Source organism: Lacticaseibacillus styriensis (assembly GCF_030770295.1).
Taxonomy (GTDB): domain Bacteria; phylum Bacillota; class Bacilli; order Lactobacillales; family Lactobacillaceae; genus Lacticaseibacillus; species Lacticaseibacillus casei.
Map to the genome: position 1 here is coordinate 1,433,730 of NZ_CP132483.1, position 18,223 is coordinate 1,451,952.

Genomic DNA, 18,223 nt, shown 5'->3' on the forward strand with positions numbered 1-18,223 from the left:
AAGTAAGTTAGATTGAAGTTATTTAGATGCGCGCATGCCTTGATTGGGTGTGCGCTTTTCTGTAAGGTTAAGGAAATAATCGGAGGAGTTGAACAACATTGATTGAATTAGAAGGATTTGCTGTCCATCCCGACAAAATTGCGCGTGCCCAAGAATGGATGGCTTTCTTGAAAAGTCATCAGGAGGCTGTCAATGCAACTTTAGTGCCTGAACACATCACCGTTGAGCGAATCTTTTCGCTTTCGTGTAATAGTCGGATGTATCTGTGCTGGTATTCTGAGCAAACCGCGCCTAGTCCAGATGTTGAAGAAAGTTCCAATCCCATCGATCAGGCTCACGTTGCTTTTTGGCGTGAATGTATTGATGAATCGGTTCCAAGCTTGAAGTTCCGGCTGGAAAATGAATTTGTTAATCCGAACCTGATAGGTAACTGAATAGCTTTGGGGTTTATCATATTTTTAAAGAACTTTGTTTATGGTGAAGAGACAACTCGCTGCCACGAAGAGTACCAAGGGGAGAGAAAGACAGATGGATCAGCAGGAAACCTTTGCCAACAAAGTATTGGCATTTAGTGAAAGCCTCAAGCATGTCTCAATTGATTTGCCCAGAAACTATCGCATAGTCAATCCTTTTAGCGGTACTCAAAAAAATGCCGTCAATAAGACAGTGACGACATTTTATAAAAAGTATTTCAATGACACCAAGCCGCGGCGATTGATACTTGGAAGTTCACCTGCACGCCGTGGAACAGCGATAACCGGCGTTCCTTTTGAAGATGAAGATGAGCTTAAAAAAGAGACAGGTATTACAATTAATGAATTTCGGGTTAATCGAGGCTCATCAAGCTTCTTATACGACGTTATGGACAAGTACGGTGGTAAGGATAAATTTTACAAAGACTTTTTTCTAAGTTTTGTATGCCCTCTAGGATTGATCAAAGTAAATGAAAAGGGCAATGAGGTCAATTGCAACTATTATGAGAACAGACGCCTTCAGCAAAAGCTGTTACCATTTATTGTAAATTCACTGCGAAGTCAGATTGAGTTTGGAGTGAACACGGAAGTTTGCTATTGTATTGGAAGTGGCGAAAACTATAGGAAATTAAATGAAATTAATCAGACAGAGCACTTCTTTAAATCAATCGTCCCACTTGAACACCCACGCTACATTATGCAATATAATCTCAGAAACAAGGACTTTTATATGGGAAAATATATTTCAGCATTAAGCAGAACTTGACGACACAAGCGTTATGGCTATTCGACGATTTGGACAAGCTTTTAGGAAAAAGAGCCATCTTTTCCTATGGATTGAAATAAGCTCTTCTTTATCTGAACCGCACTAAACTTAGACTCAAAGTCTATGCTATATCTAAGTGGTTTGCTATACTAACGATAATCTAGCATCACAAGGGTAGCTCCCGAAAGAGATCTAGCCCAGCAGTTTTGCAGGACATCACCCCTCAACTATTTATCTGAAGGCGGAGGTGAGGTCAATGCAAAATCGGAGTGACTGGAGGGTTCGCGATGGTTGATTTTGCCATCGCTGTCTGGATCTTGTCCAAGGCGTATCTCAATTACGCCAAGGCTCGCCAGATACTAAAAAAGCCAGCTCGTAAGAACTAGCTTTGATCCAGTCTTCTGAACTGCGCTTGAGGCCATCGAGGGGCAACTCGATGGCCTCTATTCAACTATAGAAATTGTATCATGGAATTCACTGGTTGTAAAAAATATTGGGAATAATTTGATTTGAGTGATGCAGTGTTTTGAATCGCATTGGCAGTACTTGTTTTCTCGTGTAACATAAGCATCGGTAACTTTCAAAATCAAACTTTAAACAAGCTTTATATAACTCAGATATAAACAAGTATTTTGCCCATAAGGAGTCTGAAAATCTTGGCAATTCAATGGTTCCCGGGCCACATGGCGAAGGCCCGTAAACAGGTACAGGAAAAAATTAAACAAGTCGATCTCATTCTTGAGGTTGTTGACGCGCGTACACCTGAATCATCGCGCAACCCAATGTTAGATGAAATAATTGGCGAAAAGCCGCGCATGGTGATCCTCAATAAGCAAGATTTGGCGGATCCGACCCTGACACGAGAATGGGTGCAATACTATCAAGATCAAGGTTTTGCCGCGATTGCGATTGATGCGCAACATGCCAAACGACTGCAGCAAATTCCGCAGTTGGCCACCAAATTGATGGCGGAGAAAATTGCTCGGAAGAAGTCGCGGGGGATTCGTAATCCCATGATCAAGGCGATGTGTATTGGCATCCCTAACGTTGGCAAGTCGACGGTTCTGAATCGCCTGGTTCATCGCAATATTGCGGTAACTGGCAACAAGCCCGGTGTGACCAAGAATCAACAGTGGTTAAAGGCAAGTGATAATTTTCAGTTGCTGGATACCCCTGGGATTTTGTGGCCCAAGTTTGCCTCACAGACGATCGGGATGCGTCTGGCGTTTACCGGTGCGATTGCCGACGCAGTATTCCAAGAAGATGTGGTCGGTTTATATGGCTTAACTTATTTTATGGCACATTACCCGGACGCCCTGAAAAAAGCTTACCATCTCACTGATATTGACTTGCAAGCAGCACCGCATGACTTGCTGGTGAAGCTGACAAAAACGCAGGGATTCGGAGAGGAATTCAATCGAATGGCGGAACGGCTGATTTTCGATGCTCGGCAGGGGAAATTAGGCCGCTTTACCTTGGAAAAGCCTGGTGAGACCGATGCCGACACTGAGTGAGTATAAGGCGCTTTTGCAAGCAGATCATGTCGATCCCGCGATCTTAACGGCGCTCAAAAATGATAGTCGCATTGGTGCGGGCAAATTACTGTCGGCTTATCAACGGCGTGAAGACCATCGCGCTGCCGAGGCGGTGGCACTGAAATATCGCAGCAGGTATGAGCGCCAGTTATGGGGAACGTACCAGTATGTTGCTGGGTTAGACGAAGTAGGGCGGGGACCGCTGGCTGGCCCAGTTGTGACGGCGGCGGTTATCCTGCCGCATCATTTTCGATGGCCAGTGAATGATTCAAAGCAACTGACGGCTCACGAGCGCAATGTGCTCTACCCGCATATTTTGACGGAGGCCATCGCGGTTGGCATTGGCGTTGCCGATAATCGCGAGATCGATCGGGAGAATATTTACCACGCGACTGAACTTGCGATGGCAACGGCGGTGAGTCATTTACGCGTTGCGCCGGAGTTTTTGCTGGTAGACGCGATGCATGTGCCGGTCGATTTGCCACAAGAACGGTTGATAAAAGGCGACGCAAATAGTATTAGCATCGCCTCGGCTAGTATTGTTGCGAAAGTGATTCGGGATCGGCTGATGGTGATGTACGATCAAGTTTATCCTGGTTATGATTTTAAACACAACATGGGTTACGGTACGAAAGCACACTTAGCAGGTCTGGCTGCTCATGGCGTCACGCCGATTCATCGGCGAAGTTTTGGGCCAGTGCGTGATTGTTTAAACTCCTAAGATGTGATTGTCGTTAAGCCGCGTAATGTATTGACAGGAGGAACTTCTGGCATGACATTACGTGACTTTTTATTAACTTGGCATCTAGTAACCCATCAGAATCCGCGCTTGGCGGTCGCTTTGGAAGAAGCTATTCGTGCCAAAACCGATTTAACAGCATTTCAACGCGAACTTGACAAGAAACTGACTCAGTCGGCGGAACCATTATTGGCGGTAGCGCGGCAGTCAGCTTACGTCACTTATGTCGATGCTGCTTATCCACCACGGTTGCGTGAAATTCCCCAGCCGCCACTGGTGCTTTTTTATCGCGGTCAGATAAAGTTGCTTCAGCAATTAACGCTGGGTGTTGTTGGTTCGCGAAAGGCTACCGGTTATTCAGCGGCTGCCTTAGCACAATTATTCCCGCAGCTGCCGGCAATGACGATTGTAAGTGGCTTAGCAACCGGCGCCGACAGCATGGCCCATGAGGCGGCACTCACAGCTGGTTTGCCGACAATTGCGGTGATCGCTAACGGTATCGATCAGGTCTATCCGGCTAAGCATCGTTTGCTGCAGGAACGGATCGGCCGCGCTGGGTTGATTGTGAGCGAGTACCCGCCCGGAACAGCTCCGCAACGGTTCCAATTTGTGGCACGTAATCGGATTATTGCCGGGTTGGCGCATGGGGTGATGGTCACTGAAGCGGAAATCAAAAGCGGCAGTCTGATCACGGCAAATTATGCCTTGCAGCATAATCGTGAAGTTTTTGCGTTACCTAATCGTTTTGGCGAGCGTTTAGGCGCGGGAACCAATGCGCTAATTCAAGCGGGCGCGGCAATTGTGACCGGTCCGGATACGTTGATCGAGAACCTGCATTATTACCCGTGAAGTGCCAAAAAGTGCCCTTTCTATAGTAGGAAAATTTTCATTTGATTTGACAAGAGCAAAATGACTAGCTTATGATAGCAACTGTTTTGAGCCAGCAGGCGTGATCGGATGGTTTTAGGCGGAAGTGTATTGCGCCACTGTGACCGATCGTAGTAACCTACTGAATCATGAAGCACTGACGGTAACCCGTCAGCCCGCACAAATTAATCAGGGCTTGCTGTTGTAGCAATGCCACCGGAAGGAGCGCGTTCATGGCCGACAAGAAGTTAGTCATTGTTGAATCGCCAGCTAAAGCCAAGACCATTGAAAAATATCTTGGCCGCACCTATAAAGTTGTTGCTAGTTTAGGGCATATTCGCGATTTACCTAAGAGTCAAATGGGTGTTGATGTTGAAAACAACTACGAACCTCGGTACATTTCGATTCGTGGTAAAGGCGATGTCATTAAATCCTTAAAGAAAGACGCTAAAAAAGCTAGCCGCGTTTATCTCGCAGCCGATCCGGATCGTGAAGGAGAAGCCATTGCGTGGCATGTCAGCCATATTCTCGGTTTGGATCCCCAGGCCAAAAATCGTGTCGTCTTTAACGAAATCACCAAAGACGCAGTTAAAAACGCGTTTAAGACGCCACGCGGGATTGATATGGATCTCGTCGATGCCCAACAGGCCCGGCGGATTCTCGATCGGCTCGTAGGCTATTCCATCAGCCCATTGCTGTGGAAGAAGGTCAAAAAAGGCTTAAGTGCCGGCCGGGTTCAGAGTGTCGCATTAAAACTGATCATTGATCGCGAAAATGAAATCAAGAATTTCATTCCTGAAGAGTATTGGTCACTGGATGCAGAGTTCCAGAAAGGCCGCAGCAAAAAGTTTACAGCCAGTTTTTACGGCATCAAGAACAAGAAACAGGCCTTAAAGAATAATGAGGCTGTTCAAAAAGTCTTAAGCCAGGTCGATAAAACCAAGCCGTTTAACGTGACCAAAGTAGTTAAGAAAGAGCGCAAGCGTTTCCCGGCACCGCCGTTTACCACCAGTACCTTGCAACAGGAAGCCAACCGTAAGCTGGGTTTCCGAACCCGGAAAACCATGATGTTGGCGCAACAGCTGTACGAAGGTATTAATTTAGGCGGCAAGTTAGGCACGGTCGGGTTGATTACGTATATGCGTACTGACTCCACTCGTGTTTCGAATGTCGCCAAAACCGAGACCAGCCACTATCTGCACGAAAAGTACGGCGAAGCTTATGCCGCTGTCAAAATCCGTCAAGGCAAACTTCAGGAAGGGGCTCAAGACGCCCATGAAGCGATTCGCCCAACCAGTACGTTGCGGACGCCCGAAAGTCTGGCTTCGGTTTTGGATAAAGACCAAATGAAGCTATATCGGTTGATTTGGAGCCGATTTGTTGCCAGTGAAATGACACCGGCAGTGATCGACACCGTCGCCGTTACTCTTGACCAAAATGATGTTACGTTCCGTGCTAATGGCAGTCAGATGAAGTTTGAAGGCTTTACTAAGCTCTACGTATCCTCGCGGGATAACGATGAAAAGGACAATGTCTTGCCGCCGCTTGCTGTCGGGGATGCCGTTAAAATGCTGAAAACCGATCCGGCCCAGCATTTTACCCAGCCACCAGCCCGTTACTCAGAAGCTAATCTGGTTAAGGCGTTGGAAGAAAATGGTGTTGGTCGGCCGTCAACATACGCTCCGACCATTGAAACCATCCAGAAGCGCTATTACGTTAAGCTCAATGCCCGCCGGTTTGAACCGACCGAATTAGGCGAAATCGTCAACAGTCTGATCGTTGAATTCTTCCCTGATATCGTCAATATTAAGTTCACGGCAAATGTTGAGTCCGAATTAGACAGCATCGAAACCGGCGAAGCCAACTGGGTAAAGGTTATTGATCAGTTCTACAAGCCGTTTGAGAAAGAAGTAGCGCACGCCGAAACCGGCATCGAAAAGATTCAGATTAAGGACGAACCAGCAGGCTTTAACTGCGACATCTGTGGCGCACCCATGGTTATCAAAATGGGGCGTTACGGTAAATTTTACGCCTGTTCTCGATTCCCGGATTGCCGCAACACCAAGGCGATTGTCAAAGAAATTGGCGTCATTTGTCCTAAGTGTCACGAGGGTCAGGTGGTCGAACGCAAGAGCAAGCGTAACCGTGTCTTTTATGGCTGCTCGCGCTACCCGGACTGTGACTTTGTCTCCTGGGACAAACCAGTTGGCCGCGACTGCCCGGTCTGTGGTCATTTCTTAGTCGAAAAGAAAACCAAAGCCGGCACCCAAGTCGTTTGCCCAAACAACGATTACAAGGAAGCCTTACAAAAAGCATAAAACCAAAACCAGCAAGCCCGAATCCTTTGGGTCTGCTGTTTTTTTTGATAAACTAGGCAAGAGCGTGAGCTGGCGCGCTCAGAAGTCGGAGTATAAGTGGCCTTAGGCGTGATGGCCCGGGTTTAGGCCATTGCGCGTAAGGTCCTTATACGCAGACTTTTGCGCCAGCGAACGCGTTTACGGCAGCATCGGACAAATTTCTTTCCATAAGAAGATCTTCCTTGGCTATTACGCCCAAGGTTCCTACACACAAGCCGCTGGACCAATAAGCACATGTTAAATGCAGCATCACCAAACCCACATCAAACAAACTTTAAGAATCCCCGTTCCACTCTCGATCCAAAACCCCACACCAAAGGAGGAAATTCACCATGCCTATTGTTAACGTCATCGGCGCTGGCCTGGCCGGGTCCGAAGCCGCTTGGCAAATCGCCCAAACAGGTGTCGACGTCAATTTATATGAAATGCGTCCGGTTACCATGACCCCGGCGCATCACACCGCCAATTTTGCGGAACTGGTCTGTACAAACTCGCTGCGTGCCAATCAGATTACGAACGCGGTTGGACTGTTGAAAGAAGAAATGCGGCGCTTAGATTCGATTATTATTCAAAGTGCCGATGCGACCGCCGTGCCAGCTGGCGGTGCGCTAGCGGTTGACCGCGAGCCATTTTCCCAGTTAGTGACCCAGAAACTCATGGCGCATCCCCGGGTTCATGTCATCCATGAAGAGCTGACTGATTTCCCTGAAGGGGTGACAGTAGTTGCTACAGGGCCGTTGACCGCACCGGGCTTGGCTGATGCTATTGTCGCCTTAAACGGTGAAGCTGGCTTATCATTTTTTGATGCTGCCGCGCCGATTTTGGACGCCAGCACCATTGATACCGACATTGTTTATAAAAAGTCGCGCTATGATCGTGGCGAAGCTGCTTACTTAAATTGCCCGATGAACCGGGAAGAATTTCAGGCGTTCTATCAGGCATTGATCTCCGCTGAGGTTGCGGAAGGACATGACTTTGAAAAAATGACGGTTTTTGAAGGCTGCATGCCAATTGAAGTGATGGCCAAACGCGGGATTAAGACCATGCTGTTCGGTCCGCTGAAACCAGTTGGCTTGGAGGATCCGCGAACCGGCAAAACACCGTATGCGGTCGTTCAGCTGCGGCAGGATAACGCGGCGGCGAGCCTATATAACATCGTGGGCTTCCAGACGCATCTCAAGTGGGGTGAACAAAAACGGGTCTTCCGGATGATTCCGGGATTGGAAAATGTTCAGATTGTCCGCTATGGCGTGATGCATCGCAATACATTCATGAAATCACCGGCTGTCCTTGAGCCGACGTATGCGTCTAAACGGCGCGCGGATCTCTTCTTTGCAGGGCAGATGACCGGCGTTGAAGGTTACGTTGAAAGTGCTGCCAGCGGATTAATTGCCGGGACAAATGCAGCTCGGCTGGCACAGAATTTGCCACCGCTGGTATTTCCGGAAACAACGGCGATGGGTGCCATGGCACATTACATCACCCACACCTCGCCAACGCATTTTCAGCCGATGAACGCAAACTTCGGCATTATGCCGCCGCTAGCAGTCAAAGTGCGGCAAAAGAAGGAGCGCAACCAGCAACTAGCAGAACGGGCCTTGACCGATCTTGCGGCATTTAAAAATGAATTAAGCCGCGTTAACCAACCTTAAAAATATACAAAGATCTCGGGTAACCGGGATTTTTTCATTGTCGTGTCATGTTATCTTCATAAAGAACTTATTATAATGGAACAAAGCCAGTGCTTAAGCAATCTTGGTGCCTGGAGAGCGAAAATTCACCGCCAGCTATTAAGGTTTAGCTTCTGAAAACGTCAACAATCGTTCTTTTTATGTTAATCTATTAAGCGGAGGGATGTCGGGATGAAGCCAATTACAGCTTTTCAGGAATACTTAACGGTCGAGCGGCAGTATTCACCAGAAACCGTCACGGCGTATTTAAACGACATTCAGGAATTCCAGGCTTTTCTCAAGGCCAATGGCGGATTCACGGATTTTAGCAAGGTAGATGACCTGGACGTTCAGACTTACTTAACCAATTTGAATAAACAGGGACTGGCTCGTACTTCCATTGCCCGCAAAATTAGCAGTTTGCGTAGCTTTTATCGGTACCTGGTACGAATTGGTGCTGTGAAGCGCAATCCATTTGAATTAGTTGAATTGAAGAAGCAACACCATAACCTGCCGCAGTTTTTCTATGAGGCGGAAATTCAGGAACTGTTTAAAACCGTTGAAGGCAAAACGCCACTTGACCAGCGCAATCGGGCATTGCTGGAAGTCTTGTATGGCACCGGCATCCGGGTTTCCGAGTGTGCCAACTTAACACTCAACCAGGTGGACTTTAATACAGGGTTGTTACTGATTCATGGGAAAGGCAATAAGGATCGCTACGTACCATTTGGTCAGTACGCCCAGCGCGCGTTACAAACTTATCTAAAGGATGGACGCCACACGTTGATGCAGAAGCACCAAACCCAACATCGGGTGGTATTCGTCAACCAATATGGTCGGCCGATCACAGCACGCGGGATTGAATACATTCTGGATCAGCTTATTAAACAGACGAGTCTGACTGCCAATATCCATCCCCACATGTTGCGGCACAGCTTCGCCACGCACATGTTAGATCATGGAGCGGATTTACGCACCGTCCAGGAATTGCTAGGCCATGCGAGTCTGTCGACGACCCAGATTTATACCCACGTCACGATGGCGCATTTAAAAAACGAGTACATGAAATATTATCCTAAGCATCATTAAGACTAAAGTACGATGTAATCGGTGCTTGAGTTTTCTAAAGTATGACTATTGGTCGGTTGCTAATAACCGCCACCGCTGATGAGTTTCAATTCATCAGGGGGGAAAGAAAAGGAGCATAATAATGACAACAATTGCAGCAGTTAGAAGAGATGGCGTAACCGCTTTAGCAGGCGATGGCCAGGTTACCTTGGGCGAAAAAGTCATTATGAAAGGCAACGCCCAAAAAGTTCGGCGCATTTATCATGATCAAGTTGTCATCGGCTTTGCCGGTGGCGTTGCCGACGCGTTCACTTTACAAGATTGGTTTGAAAAGAAGCTTGAGCACTATGCCGGCAACTTACGGCGTTCCGCAGTGGCGCTGGCACAGGATTGGCGCAAAGATCCAACGCTGCAAAAGCTCGAAGCGATGATGATCGTCATGGACGAACACGACTTGTTGCTTGTATCCGGCTCAGGGGAAGTCATTGATCCGGACGAGGATGTCGTGGCGATCGGCTCAGGCGGTAATTTTGCCCAAGCTGCTGCCATTGCGATGTTGCGGCACGCTCCTGACATGACGCCGGCCGACATTGCCAAAGAGGCAGTTAATATTGCCGGTAACATTGACATTTTCACCAACCACAACATTATCGTTGAGAGTTTCTGACTAGGCCAGAGCACGCTCACAGGAGGTTTAAAATGGTAGAGGTTCAAACACCTAAACAAATCGTTGAAAAACTTGACCAATATGTCATCGGTCAGGACGATGCCAAACGCGCCGTTGCGGTTGCCTTATATAATCGCTACCGCCGGATGCAGTTGTCACCCAAGATGCAAGAAGAAATCACGCCGAAGAACTTGTTGATGATCGGACCAACCGGTGTCGGGAAAACGGAAATTGCCCGCCGATTAGCCAAAATTGTAGATGCGCCTTTCGTTAAAGTCGAAGCGACCAAATTCACGGAAGTCGGCTATGTCGGTCGGGATGTTGAATCCATGGTCCGTGATCTTGCTGAAACCGCAGTGGCGATGGAAGAAGAAAAGCAGTTCAAGAAAGTCCGCGTTCGCGCCGAAAAGGAAGCCAACAAACGCCTCGTTAAAATTTTGGTACCAGCGATTCGCAAAGAAAAGAACTCGAATCCGATGGCTGAAATGATGAACATGTTACAAGGCATGCAAAACGGCAAGACACCTGCTGCTGACGATGCCGATGCTGGTGGCGAAGTGACCGATGACATTCGGAACAAACGCCTGAGTGTCGCTGAACAGCTGGAAAAAGGCTTGCTAGAGGATCGGGAAATTACCGTTGCCGTCAACGACGAGAAAAAAGGCGGCGGCATGAGTGATATGTACGGCCAAATGGGGATTGACTTAAGTGATACGATTGGTGCGTTAATGCCCAAGAAAAAAGTCGAGCGCACCATGACCGTTAAGGAAGCCCGCGAAATCTTCATTAAAGAAGAGTCGGATAAACTGGTCAACCATGCCGATATTTATCACGACGCCATCCAGAGTGCCGAAAACAATGGCATTATCTTTATTGACGAAATTGATAAAATCGCAGCAGGCGACAAGCATACCAGTGGTGAAGTTTCTCGCGAAGGGGTTCAACGCGATATTTTGCCAATCGTCGAAGGCTCGCAGATTAACACCAAGTATGGGCCAATTAACACGGATCATATTTTGTTTATCGGTTCAGGGGCATTTGCTGAAGCCAAACCGAGTGATTTGATTGCCGAATTGCAAGGTCGGTTCCCGATCAGGGTTGAGCTAAAGGATTTGACCGAAAAAGACTTCGTACGGATTCTGACCGAACCGGACAATGCGTTGATTAAACAATATATTGCCTTGATTGGTGCTGATGGCGTGAAAATCACGTTTACCAAGGAAGCCGTTAATCGGATTGCCGAAATTGCCACGCAGGTTAATCACGATACCGATAATATCGGCGCGCGACGGTTAGCAACCATCTTGGAAAAGCTATTGGAAGATGTGCTTTACGAAGGTCCGGATATGGCAATGGGCAGTGTGACGGTGACCCAGCAGTATGTCGATGATAAGATCGGCCATATCGCTGCCGATACGAACATGACCCGGTATATTTTGTAAGGCAACCCGTGGAGAACTGTAGATAAAGGATGAGGATGTATGGTAACGATTGCAAATGACTTTTTGACCGTTGACATCAGTCGGCATGGTGCCGAGCTGACTAGTATCAAGGATAACCTGACTGGGCGTGAGCGCCTGTGGCAGGCTGATCCGGAAGTCTGGCCGCGGCACGCACCGGTGTTATTCCCGATTGTCGGGGCACTGGCTGATGACCAATATCATTATGCTGGCAAAACTTACCACATGACCCAGCATGGCTTTGCCCGTGATCGTGATTTCACAGTCGTGTCGGCAACGCCTTTTAAGGCCAGCCTTGTTCTTAAAGATGACGACAAGACGCGTGCCATGTATCCCTTTGCGTTTCGTCTGATTATCACCTATGCATTGGAAAATAATAACCTACACGTTACTTACCATGTCGATAATCCAGACAAAACGGCCCCTTTATACTTCAGTGTTGGCGGACACCCCGGCTTCAAGGTGCCGATGACAGCAGACACGCAGTTTACGGATTATTACATGAACTTCAAACCGCGCAAGTCGCTGGTTCAAATTCCGCTGGTTGCCGGCAAAGGCGTGGATTATACGCACCGAACGCTGGCCGCAACTGATGCCAATCTGGCGCTGACCCATGAGACGTTTAAAAATGATGCACTCATCTTTGCTCCGCTTGGTAAGACCTCGTTTAATCTGCTTTCGGACAAAACCAAACACGGTGTGAGTGTCACCATGACAGACACACCTTACTTAGGCGTATGGAGCCCCTATCCCAAGACGGGTGAGTTTGTTTGCATTGAGCCTTGGTGGGGCATCGCAGATACGATTGGCACGACCGGCGATTTCACCAAGAAGCTGGGCATCAATCGTCTCGAACCGGGAACGGCGTTTGAAAAGGGCTACACAATCAGCATTTTTTAATTCGGTAGGATAGCTGGTGATCGATAACAAAAAGACATCCAACAGGGGATGTCTTTTTGCTTGGTACATTTCGTTGCCCTTATCGCTGCCGGCGGTGTTGCCGTAAGTAAAGGCCGAGGCCAAATGGGACCATGTTCTCGTCGCCCGCTTTGATGCGCTTAAAATTGGCCCGATGTTTAATGAAGAAAACGACAAGCAGACCGCAAGCCACGGTGGTCAGCAACCAGTCGTGATAAACAAGCGACCAGCAGGTGATAATGACCATGCCAAGTGTACTGGCGACACTGACCATGGACGTTAGCAAGATCAGACTAAACCAGATAGCAAAGGCAATGAAGAAGAATTCCGGATTATACGCCAGCAAAATGCCGGCACTCGTCGCCACTGCTTTGCCACCTTTGAAATGAATATAAATCGAAAAGGTATGACCTAAGACAGCCGCCAGCCCGACAATCAGAATCAGCCAGTGGTGGTCAATTCCAAACAAAATCGGTAAACTGGCTGACAACGTTCCTTTTAGAATATCCAATAGCAACACCAGTGTTCCGCCAACCGGTCCTAGCATTCGATAAGCGTTGGTTGTCCCGATATTATGGCTGCCACCTTTGCGGATGTCGGTATGATAAAATACTTTGCCAATCACCACACCAAACGGAATGGCACCAATGAAATAAGCGAGTATAAAACAAAGCACAAGAACCAAGTGTGCCCCTCCTCTCAGACTTAAAAACTATTTTAGCATTTTTGACTTTTGAGTGATACGCCGTTAAAATAATGCGAACACACATTCGATTTGCAATAATGGGTTAAATGCCCTAGAGAAACGTCAACGCAGACTTTTTATGGACGTGAAGGCTACACTGGAAATACGTAGCTCATAAAGCGGTTGCGTGCGAATGTTGGCCGAGATCGCCTTCGTGCCGTTTTCTAAGTATTTTTTAGTCATGCTTTGTTCGCGCTCTGCGGGTGCGTGGTGTATTCTATAAATTAGTTGTTTCAAAAAGGGAGTTTATTATGGACAAAGCAACGCAAGCATATAATGATTCATCCATTCAGGTGCTGCACGGTCTGGAAGCCGTTCGCAAGCGGCCTGGGATGTATATTGGTTCCACCGATGGCCGCGGATTGCACCATTTGGTTTATGAAATCGTGGATAACTCAGTCGATGAAGCGCTCGCGGGGTTTGGGGACGAAATCAATGTAACCATTCACGCCGATAATTCAGTTACCGTGCAGGATCACGGACGGGGGATGCCGACGGGGATGCATCCCAGCGGCAAGCCGACGATTGAAGTGATCCTAACGGTGCTGCACGCCGGCGGGAAGTTTAACCAAAACAGCTATAAAACGTCAGGCGGTCTGCACGGGGTTGGGTCCAGTGTCGTGAATGCCTTATCTGAATCACTGACCGTGAGGGTTGTCCGCGACAAACGGGCTTTTGAGGAGCACTTCATCAACGGTGGTCATCCGGACGGTGGTTTGCAAAAGCTGGGTAAGGTGAATGAGCCAAATGGCACCACGATCACCTTCAAACCGGATCCGACGATTTTCCAGACCACGGTTTTCAACTATGATACACTCGCTGAACGGTTGCGCGAATCAGCCTTTTTGCTGAAAAATATTACGATTAACTTAATTGACGAGCGCACCGGCAAACGCGATCAGTATCACTATCCGGATGGCTTGGTGAGTTTCGTTAAGTATCTGAATGAAGGTAAAGATGCCTTGTCGCAAGTCATCAATTTTGAAGGCAAGAAAGACGGCATTGTGGTTGACTTTGCCGGCCAATATAATGATGGCTATTCCGAAAATATTATTTCCTTCGTTAACAATGTGCGCACCGGAGATGGCGGCACGCACGAAATCGGCCTGCGTAGTGGGATGACCCGGGCGTTTAATGAGTTCGCACGCAAAGTCGGCTTGTTGAAAGACAGGGATAAGAACCTTGAAGGCAGTGATGTTCGGGAAGGCTTCGCCGGTATTTTAAGCGTGCGGATTCCTGAAGAAATCCTGCAGTTTGAAGGCCAGACAAAAGGCAAACTGGGTACCCCGCAAGCTCGCACAGTTGTCGACGGTATTGTTTACGAAAATCTTTCCACGTTTTTGATGGAAAATGGGGAAGAGTCCCAGGAACTCGTACGTAAGGCGATTAAGGCCAGGGATGCCCGCGAAGCAGCGCGTAAGGCGCGCGATGACAGTCGGACCGGCCGTAAGCGGAAAAAAGATCAGGGACTGCTCTCCGGTAAATTAACCCCAGCACAGACCAAAAATCCTAAACGCAATGAACTTTACCTAGTCGAAGGGGATTCGGCCGGCGGTTCTGCTAAACAAGGTCGAGATCGCAAGTTCCAGGCGATTTTACCGTTGCGTGGGAAAGTCCTGAATACGCAAAAGGCCAAGCTACAAGACATCGTTAAGAACGAAGAAATCAATACGATGATTTACACAATCGGTGCCGGTGTCGGCGCAGATTTTGATATCCAGCAGGCAAACTACAACAAGATCATCATCATGACCGATGCGGATACCGATGGCGCGCATATTCAGATTCTGCTGCTGACATTCTTTTATCGGTACATGCGCCCGCTGATTGATGCTGGACGGGTTTATATTGCGTTACCGCCGTTATATCGGCTGCAAAAAGGTGCTGGTGCTAAAACTAAGATCAGCTATGCCTGGACCGATGAAGAGCTGGCTAAGGAAACCAAAGCCATGGGGAAGGGCTATACGCTGACCCGTTTCAAAGGGCTTGGAGAAATGAATGCCGATCAGTTGTGGGAAACCACTATGAATCCAGAGACGCGCACGTTGATTCGGGTGCGGATTGACGACGCCCAGTTAGCCGAACGGCGCGTGACGACTTTGATGGGCGATCGCGTCGAACCGCGGCGTGAATGGATTGAACATCATGTTAAGTTTGACATGGATGACGACGGTAGTATTTTGGAAACACCGACAGCTAACCACGAAAAGTTGCAGTTTGGTGCCAAGCAAATCGTTAAACAGTTAGACAAGAAAGGAAAGTAAAAGCCATTGGCCAATCAGATTCAGGAGTTGACCTTAGAAGAGGTCATGGGCGACCGGTTTGGCCGGTACTCGAAATACATCATTCAAGAGCGGGCATTGCCGGATGTTCGTGACGGGCTAAAGCCGGTTCAGCGCCGAATTTTGTTTGCGATGAATCAGGATGGCAACACTTACGACAAAGGTTTTCGTAAATCGGCTAAAAGTGTCGGTAACGTTATGGGTAACTATCATCCACATGGCGATAGTTCGATTTATGAAGCAATGGTCCGGCTCAGCCAGGATTGGAAGTTGCGGGCACCGTTGATTCAAATGCACGGCAACAACGGATCGATGGACGGGGATCCGCCTGCCGCAATGCGGTACACGGAAGCGCGTCTGAGCAAGATCAGTAAAGAAATGCTGGCGGATATTGACAAAGAGACCGTGGACATGGTCCTTAATTTCGATGACACGGCGCAGGAGCCAACAGTTTTACCGGCTGGATTTCCTAATTTGTTAGTCAACGGTGCGACCGGTATTTCCGCTGGTTACGCGACCGAAATTCCGCCGCATAATTTGCGCGAAGTAGTGGATGCCATTTTGCACCTGTTAAAGCACCCGCAAGCTGACCTAAATGACTTGATGCAATATGTCAAAGGTCCGGATTTTCCAACCGGTGGGATTATTCAAGGGCTTGACGGCATCAAGCAAGCATATGAAACCGGCCGCGGCAAGATTGTGGTGCGTTCACGCACGCATATCGAAACCATGCGTGGCGGACGGGAAAAGATTGTTGTCACCGAGATTCCTTACGATGTCAATAAAGCCTTAATGATCAAGAAAATTGACGAACTGCGCCTTAACAAGAAAGTCGATGGCATCGCAGAAGTTCGGGATGAAAGTGACCGTTTTGGTTTAAGCGTTGTCATTGAGCTGAAGAAAGAAGCCGACGCCCAAGGCATTTTGAATTATCTGTTCAAAAATACCGACCTGCAGATCACTTATAACTTTAATATGGTTGCCATCGCCGATATGCAGCCAAAACTGCTAGGTTTAAAGCCGATGCTGGAAGCGTATGTTGCCCATCGCCGTGATGTCGTCACTCGCCGCACGCGGTATGAACTGAACAAAGCACAGGCACGGCAGCATATTGTTGAAGGCCTGATCAAGATGCTGTCGATTTTGGATCAGGTGATCGCGGCTATTCGTGCTTCTAAGGATAAAGGCGATGCCAAGCGTAATTTGGTTAAGCAGTTTGACTTTTCCGAGGCGCAAGCAGAAGCTATCGTGTCCTTGCAGCTGTATCGCCTGACCAATACCGATATTACTGCCTTACAAAACGAAGCGGCGCAACTGGCTAAGGCTATCGCTGGTTATCAGGATATTCTGGCGCGGCCGGCCGCGCGTGATCGGGTCATTGAGCAGGAACTCAAGCGGATTGCCAAGGAATACGGGGACGATCGCCGTAGCAGTATCCAGGCTAAAATTGAAACGCTTGAAGTTGCAACGACGGTGACGGTTGCTGATGAGCCAGTTATGGTTCAAGTATCACGGGATGGCTACGTCAAGCGCAGTTCGTTGCGCAGTTACCAGGCCGTTGACCCTGACGATAACGGGCTCAAAGCGAATGATTTGGCCATTTTCACTGGTGAGTTGCGCACGCTGCAGCACCTTTATATTGTGACCAATGCCGGGAACATCATTTATCGGCCGGTTTACGAAATCGGTGATGCCCGCTGGAAAGATACTGGCGAGCACCTGAGCCAGACAGTCGGACTGGGTACCGATGAAAAGGTATTGGCAGTCTTTGCCTTTGATCAGTTGCACATTGCCGGTAGTTTTGTTCTTGGTTCCAGTGATGGCTATATTAAACAGACAGCGCTGAGTGATTTACAGCCGCAGCGAACTTATAAACGCAAACCGATGCTGGCTATGAAGCTCAAGACGGCCGGTGCAGTGGTCACGAATGCTTATTTCACCACTGATCAGTTGCAAGATGTTTTTGTTGTCAGTCGGCACGCATATGGATTAACATTCCCGTTAGCTGATGTTTCGACTGTTGGCGCACGGGCAACCGGCGTTAAAAGTATGGATCTAAAACCGGAAGACGAGGTTGTTAACTTCATTCTGGTTAAAGACCCGCAAAGTGCGGTGGTCGGGATTCTGACCCAACGCGGCGCCTTCAAACGGATGGCATTAAGTGAAGTCGGCGAAATGAGTCGGGCTCGACGCGGTCTGCTGGTCTTGCGCGAGCTTAAGCGTGATCCGCATCGCATCGTCGCCATGATGGCAGTTGATGTGAATACCCGCTTGGATGTACTGACTGATGCTGACAAAGTTGTCACGCTGACGCCGAGCCAACACCCAACCGGTGATCGTTACTCCAACGGCTCATTTGTCATCGATACGGATGTTCAAGGGACACCGGTCTTTGTCCGTACCCGTGAAGTGATTCCGGAAAAGGACTAAACAAGAAATACCAAAATAGCCACTTCTGTAATAGTACAGGAGCGGCTATTTTTAATTATTCTAGTACAGAACGATTGTGCACAACTTATCAAAATAGCTCTTAAGCATTTTTTATGAAACAACTAAATACACTAAAAAAACAAAAGAACCCCTGTTATATAGGCAATAAAACGCTTGCATAGATCCCGCACCGTGTTATACTGAGTTTGTAAGAACTGTCACATCTGTAATTCACTTTAGGAGGCA

14 protein-coding genes are annotated in these 18,223 nt (G+C 48.2%); 13 read left to right on the plus strand and 1 reads right to left on the minus strand.

Going from position 1 to position 18,223, the window contains the following annotated elements; translation table 11 throughout:
* Positions 1-98: 98 nt before the first annotated feature.
* From LACSTY_RS06910 to LACSTY_RS06960, 11 genes are all read left to right on the plus strand, one after another.
* On the plus strand, positions 99-434 hold the full coding sequence (locus tag LACSTY_RS06910) for a DUF6176 family protein (RefSeq protein ID WP_087912126.1): 336 nt from the start codon (positions 99-101) through the stop codon (positions 432-434).
* A 94-nt stretch (positions 435-528) separates the two neighbouring features.
* Positions 529-1,239 (plus strand): uracil-DNA glycosylase family protein, encoded by a 711-nt coding sequence (locus LACSTY_RS06915; RefSeq protein ID WP_087913255.1) that lies wholly within the window; start codon positions 529-531, stop codon positions 1,237-1,239.
* A gap of 653 nt (positions 1,240-1,892) precedes the next feature.
* Positions 1,893-2,753, plus strand: coding sequence for a ribosome biogenesis GTPase YlqF (gene ylqF / locus LACSTY_RS06920; RefSeq protein ID WP_087913256.1), 861 nt, complete (start codon positions 1,893-1,895; stop codon positions 2,751-2,753).
* On the plus strand, positions 2,737-3,495 hold the full coding sequence (gene rnhB / locus LACSTY_RS06925) for a ribonuclease HII (RefSeq protein WP_087912127.1): 759 nt from the start codon (positions 2,737-2,739) through the stop codon (positions 3,493-3,495). Before ylqF ends, rnhB begins: the two co-directional genes overlap by 17 nt.
* Before the next feature lie 51 nt (positions 3,496-3,546).
* Positions 3,547-4,362 (plus strand): DNA-processing protein DprA, encoded by an 816-nt coding sequence (gene dprA, locus LACSTY_RS06930; protein ID WP_087912128.1) that lies wholly within the window; start codon positions 3,547-3,549, stop codon positions 4,360-4,362.
* 251 nt (positions 4,363-4,613) lie between these two features.
* On the plus strand, positions 4,614-6,698 hold the full coding sequence (topA, locus tag LACSTY_RS06935) for a type I DNA topoisomerase (RefSeq protein ID WP_010488381.1): 2,085 nt from the start codon (positions 4,614-4,616) through the stop codon (positions 6,696-6,698).
* A 371-nt stretch (positions 6,699-7,069) separates the two neighbouring features.
* Positions 7,070-8,389, plus strand: coding sequence for a methylenetetrahydrofolate--tRNA-(uracil(54)-C(5))-methyltransferase (FADH(2)-oxidizing) TrmFO (gene trmFO / locus LACSTY_RS06940; protein ID WP_087912129.1), 1,320 nt, complete (start codon positions 7,070-7,072; stop codon positions 8,387-8,389).
* Positions 8,390-8,599: 210 nt separating this feature from the next.
* Positions 8,600-9,496: a tyrosine recombinase XerC gene (gene xerC / locus LACSTY_RS06945; RefSeq protein WP_087912130.1), complete on the plus strand. Its 897-nt coding sequence runs from the start codon at positions 8,600-8,602 to the stop codon at positions 9,494-9,496.
* A gap of 121 nt (positions 9,497-9,617) precedes the next feature.
* On the plus strand, positions 9,618-10,142 hold the full coding sequence (gene hslV / locus LACSTY_RS06950) for an ATP-dependent protease subunit HslV (RefSeq protein ID WP_087912131.1): 525 nt from the start codon (positions 9,618-9,620) through the stop codon (positions 10,140-10,142).
* A gap of 32 nt (positions 10,143-10,174) precedes the next feature.
* Positions 10,175-11,584 carry an ATP-dependent protease ATPase subunit HslU gene (gene hslU / locus LACSTY_RS06955; protein ID WP_049169800.1) on the plus strand — a complete coding sequence of 470 codons (1,410 nt, stop codon included), beginning with the start codon at positions 10,175-10,177 and terminating at the stop codon, positions 11,582-11,584.
* A gap of 39 nt (positions 11,585-11,623) precedes the next feature.
* Positions 11,624-12,502, plus strand: coding sequence for an aldose 1-epimerase family protein (locus LACSTY_RS06960; protein ID WP_010488372.1), 879 nt, complete (start codon positions 11,624-11,626; stop codon positions 12,500-12,502).
* 79 nt (positions 12,503-12,581) lie between these two features.
* On the opposite strand, the gene plsY is transcribed toward LACSTY_RS06960, so the two are convergent.
* On the minus strand, positions 12,582-13,205 hold the full coding sequence (gene plsY / locus LACSTY_RS06965) for a glycerol-3-phosphate 1-O-acyltransferase PlsY (protein WP_087912132.1): 624 nt from the start codon (positions 13,203-13,205) through the stop codon (positions 12,582-12,584).
* A 311-nt stretch (positions 13,206-13,516) separates the two neighbouring features.
* Between plsY and parE the strand changes: the two genes are divergently transcribed.
* The gene (parE, locus tag LACSTY_RS06970) at positions 13,517-15,529 is read left to right on the plus strand and encodes a DNA topoisomerase IV subunit B (RefSeq protein WP_087912133.1); all 2,013 of its coding nucleotides are present in this window, start codon (positions 13,517-13,519) and stop codon (positions 15,527-15,529) included.
* A gap of 6 nt (positions 15,530-15,535) precedes the next feature.
* Positions 15,536-17,977, plus strand: a complete 2,442-nt coding sequence (gene parC, locus LACSTY_RS06975; RefSeq protein WP_087912134.1) for a DNA topoisomerase IV subunit A — start codon at positions 15,536-15,538, stop codon at positions 17,975-17,977.
* Positions 17,978-18,223 lie beyond the last annotated feature (246 nt).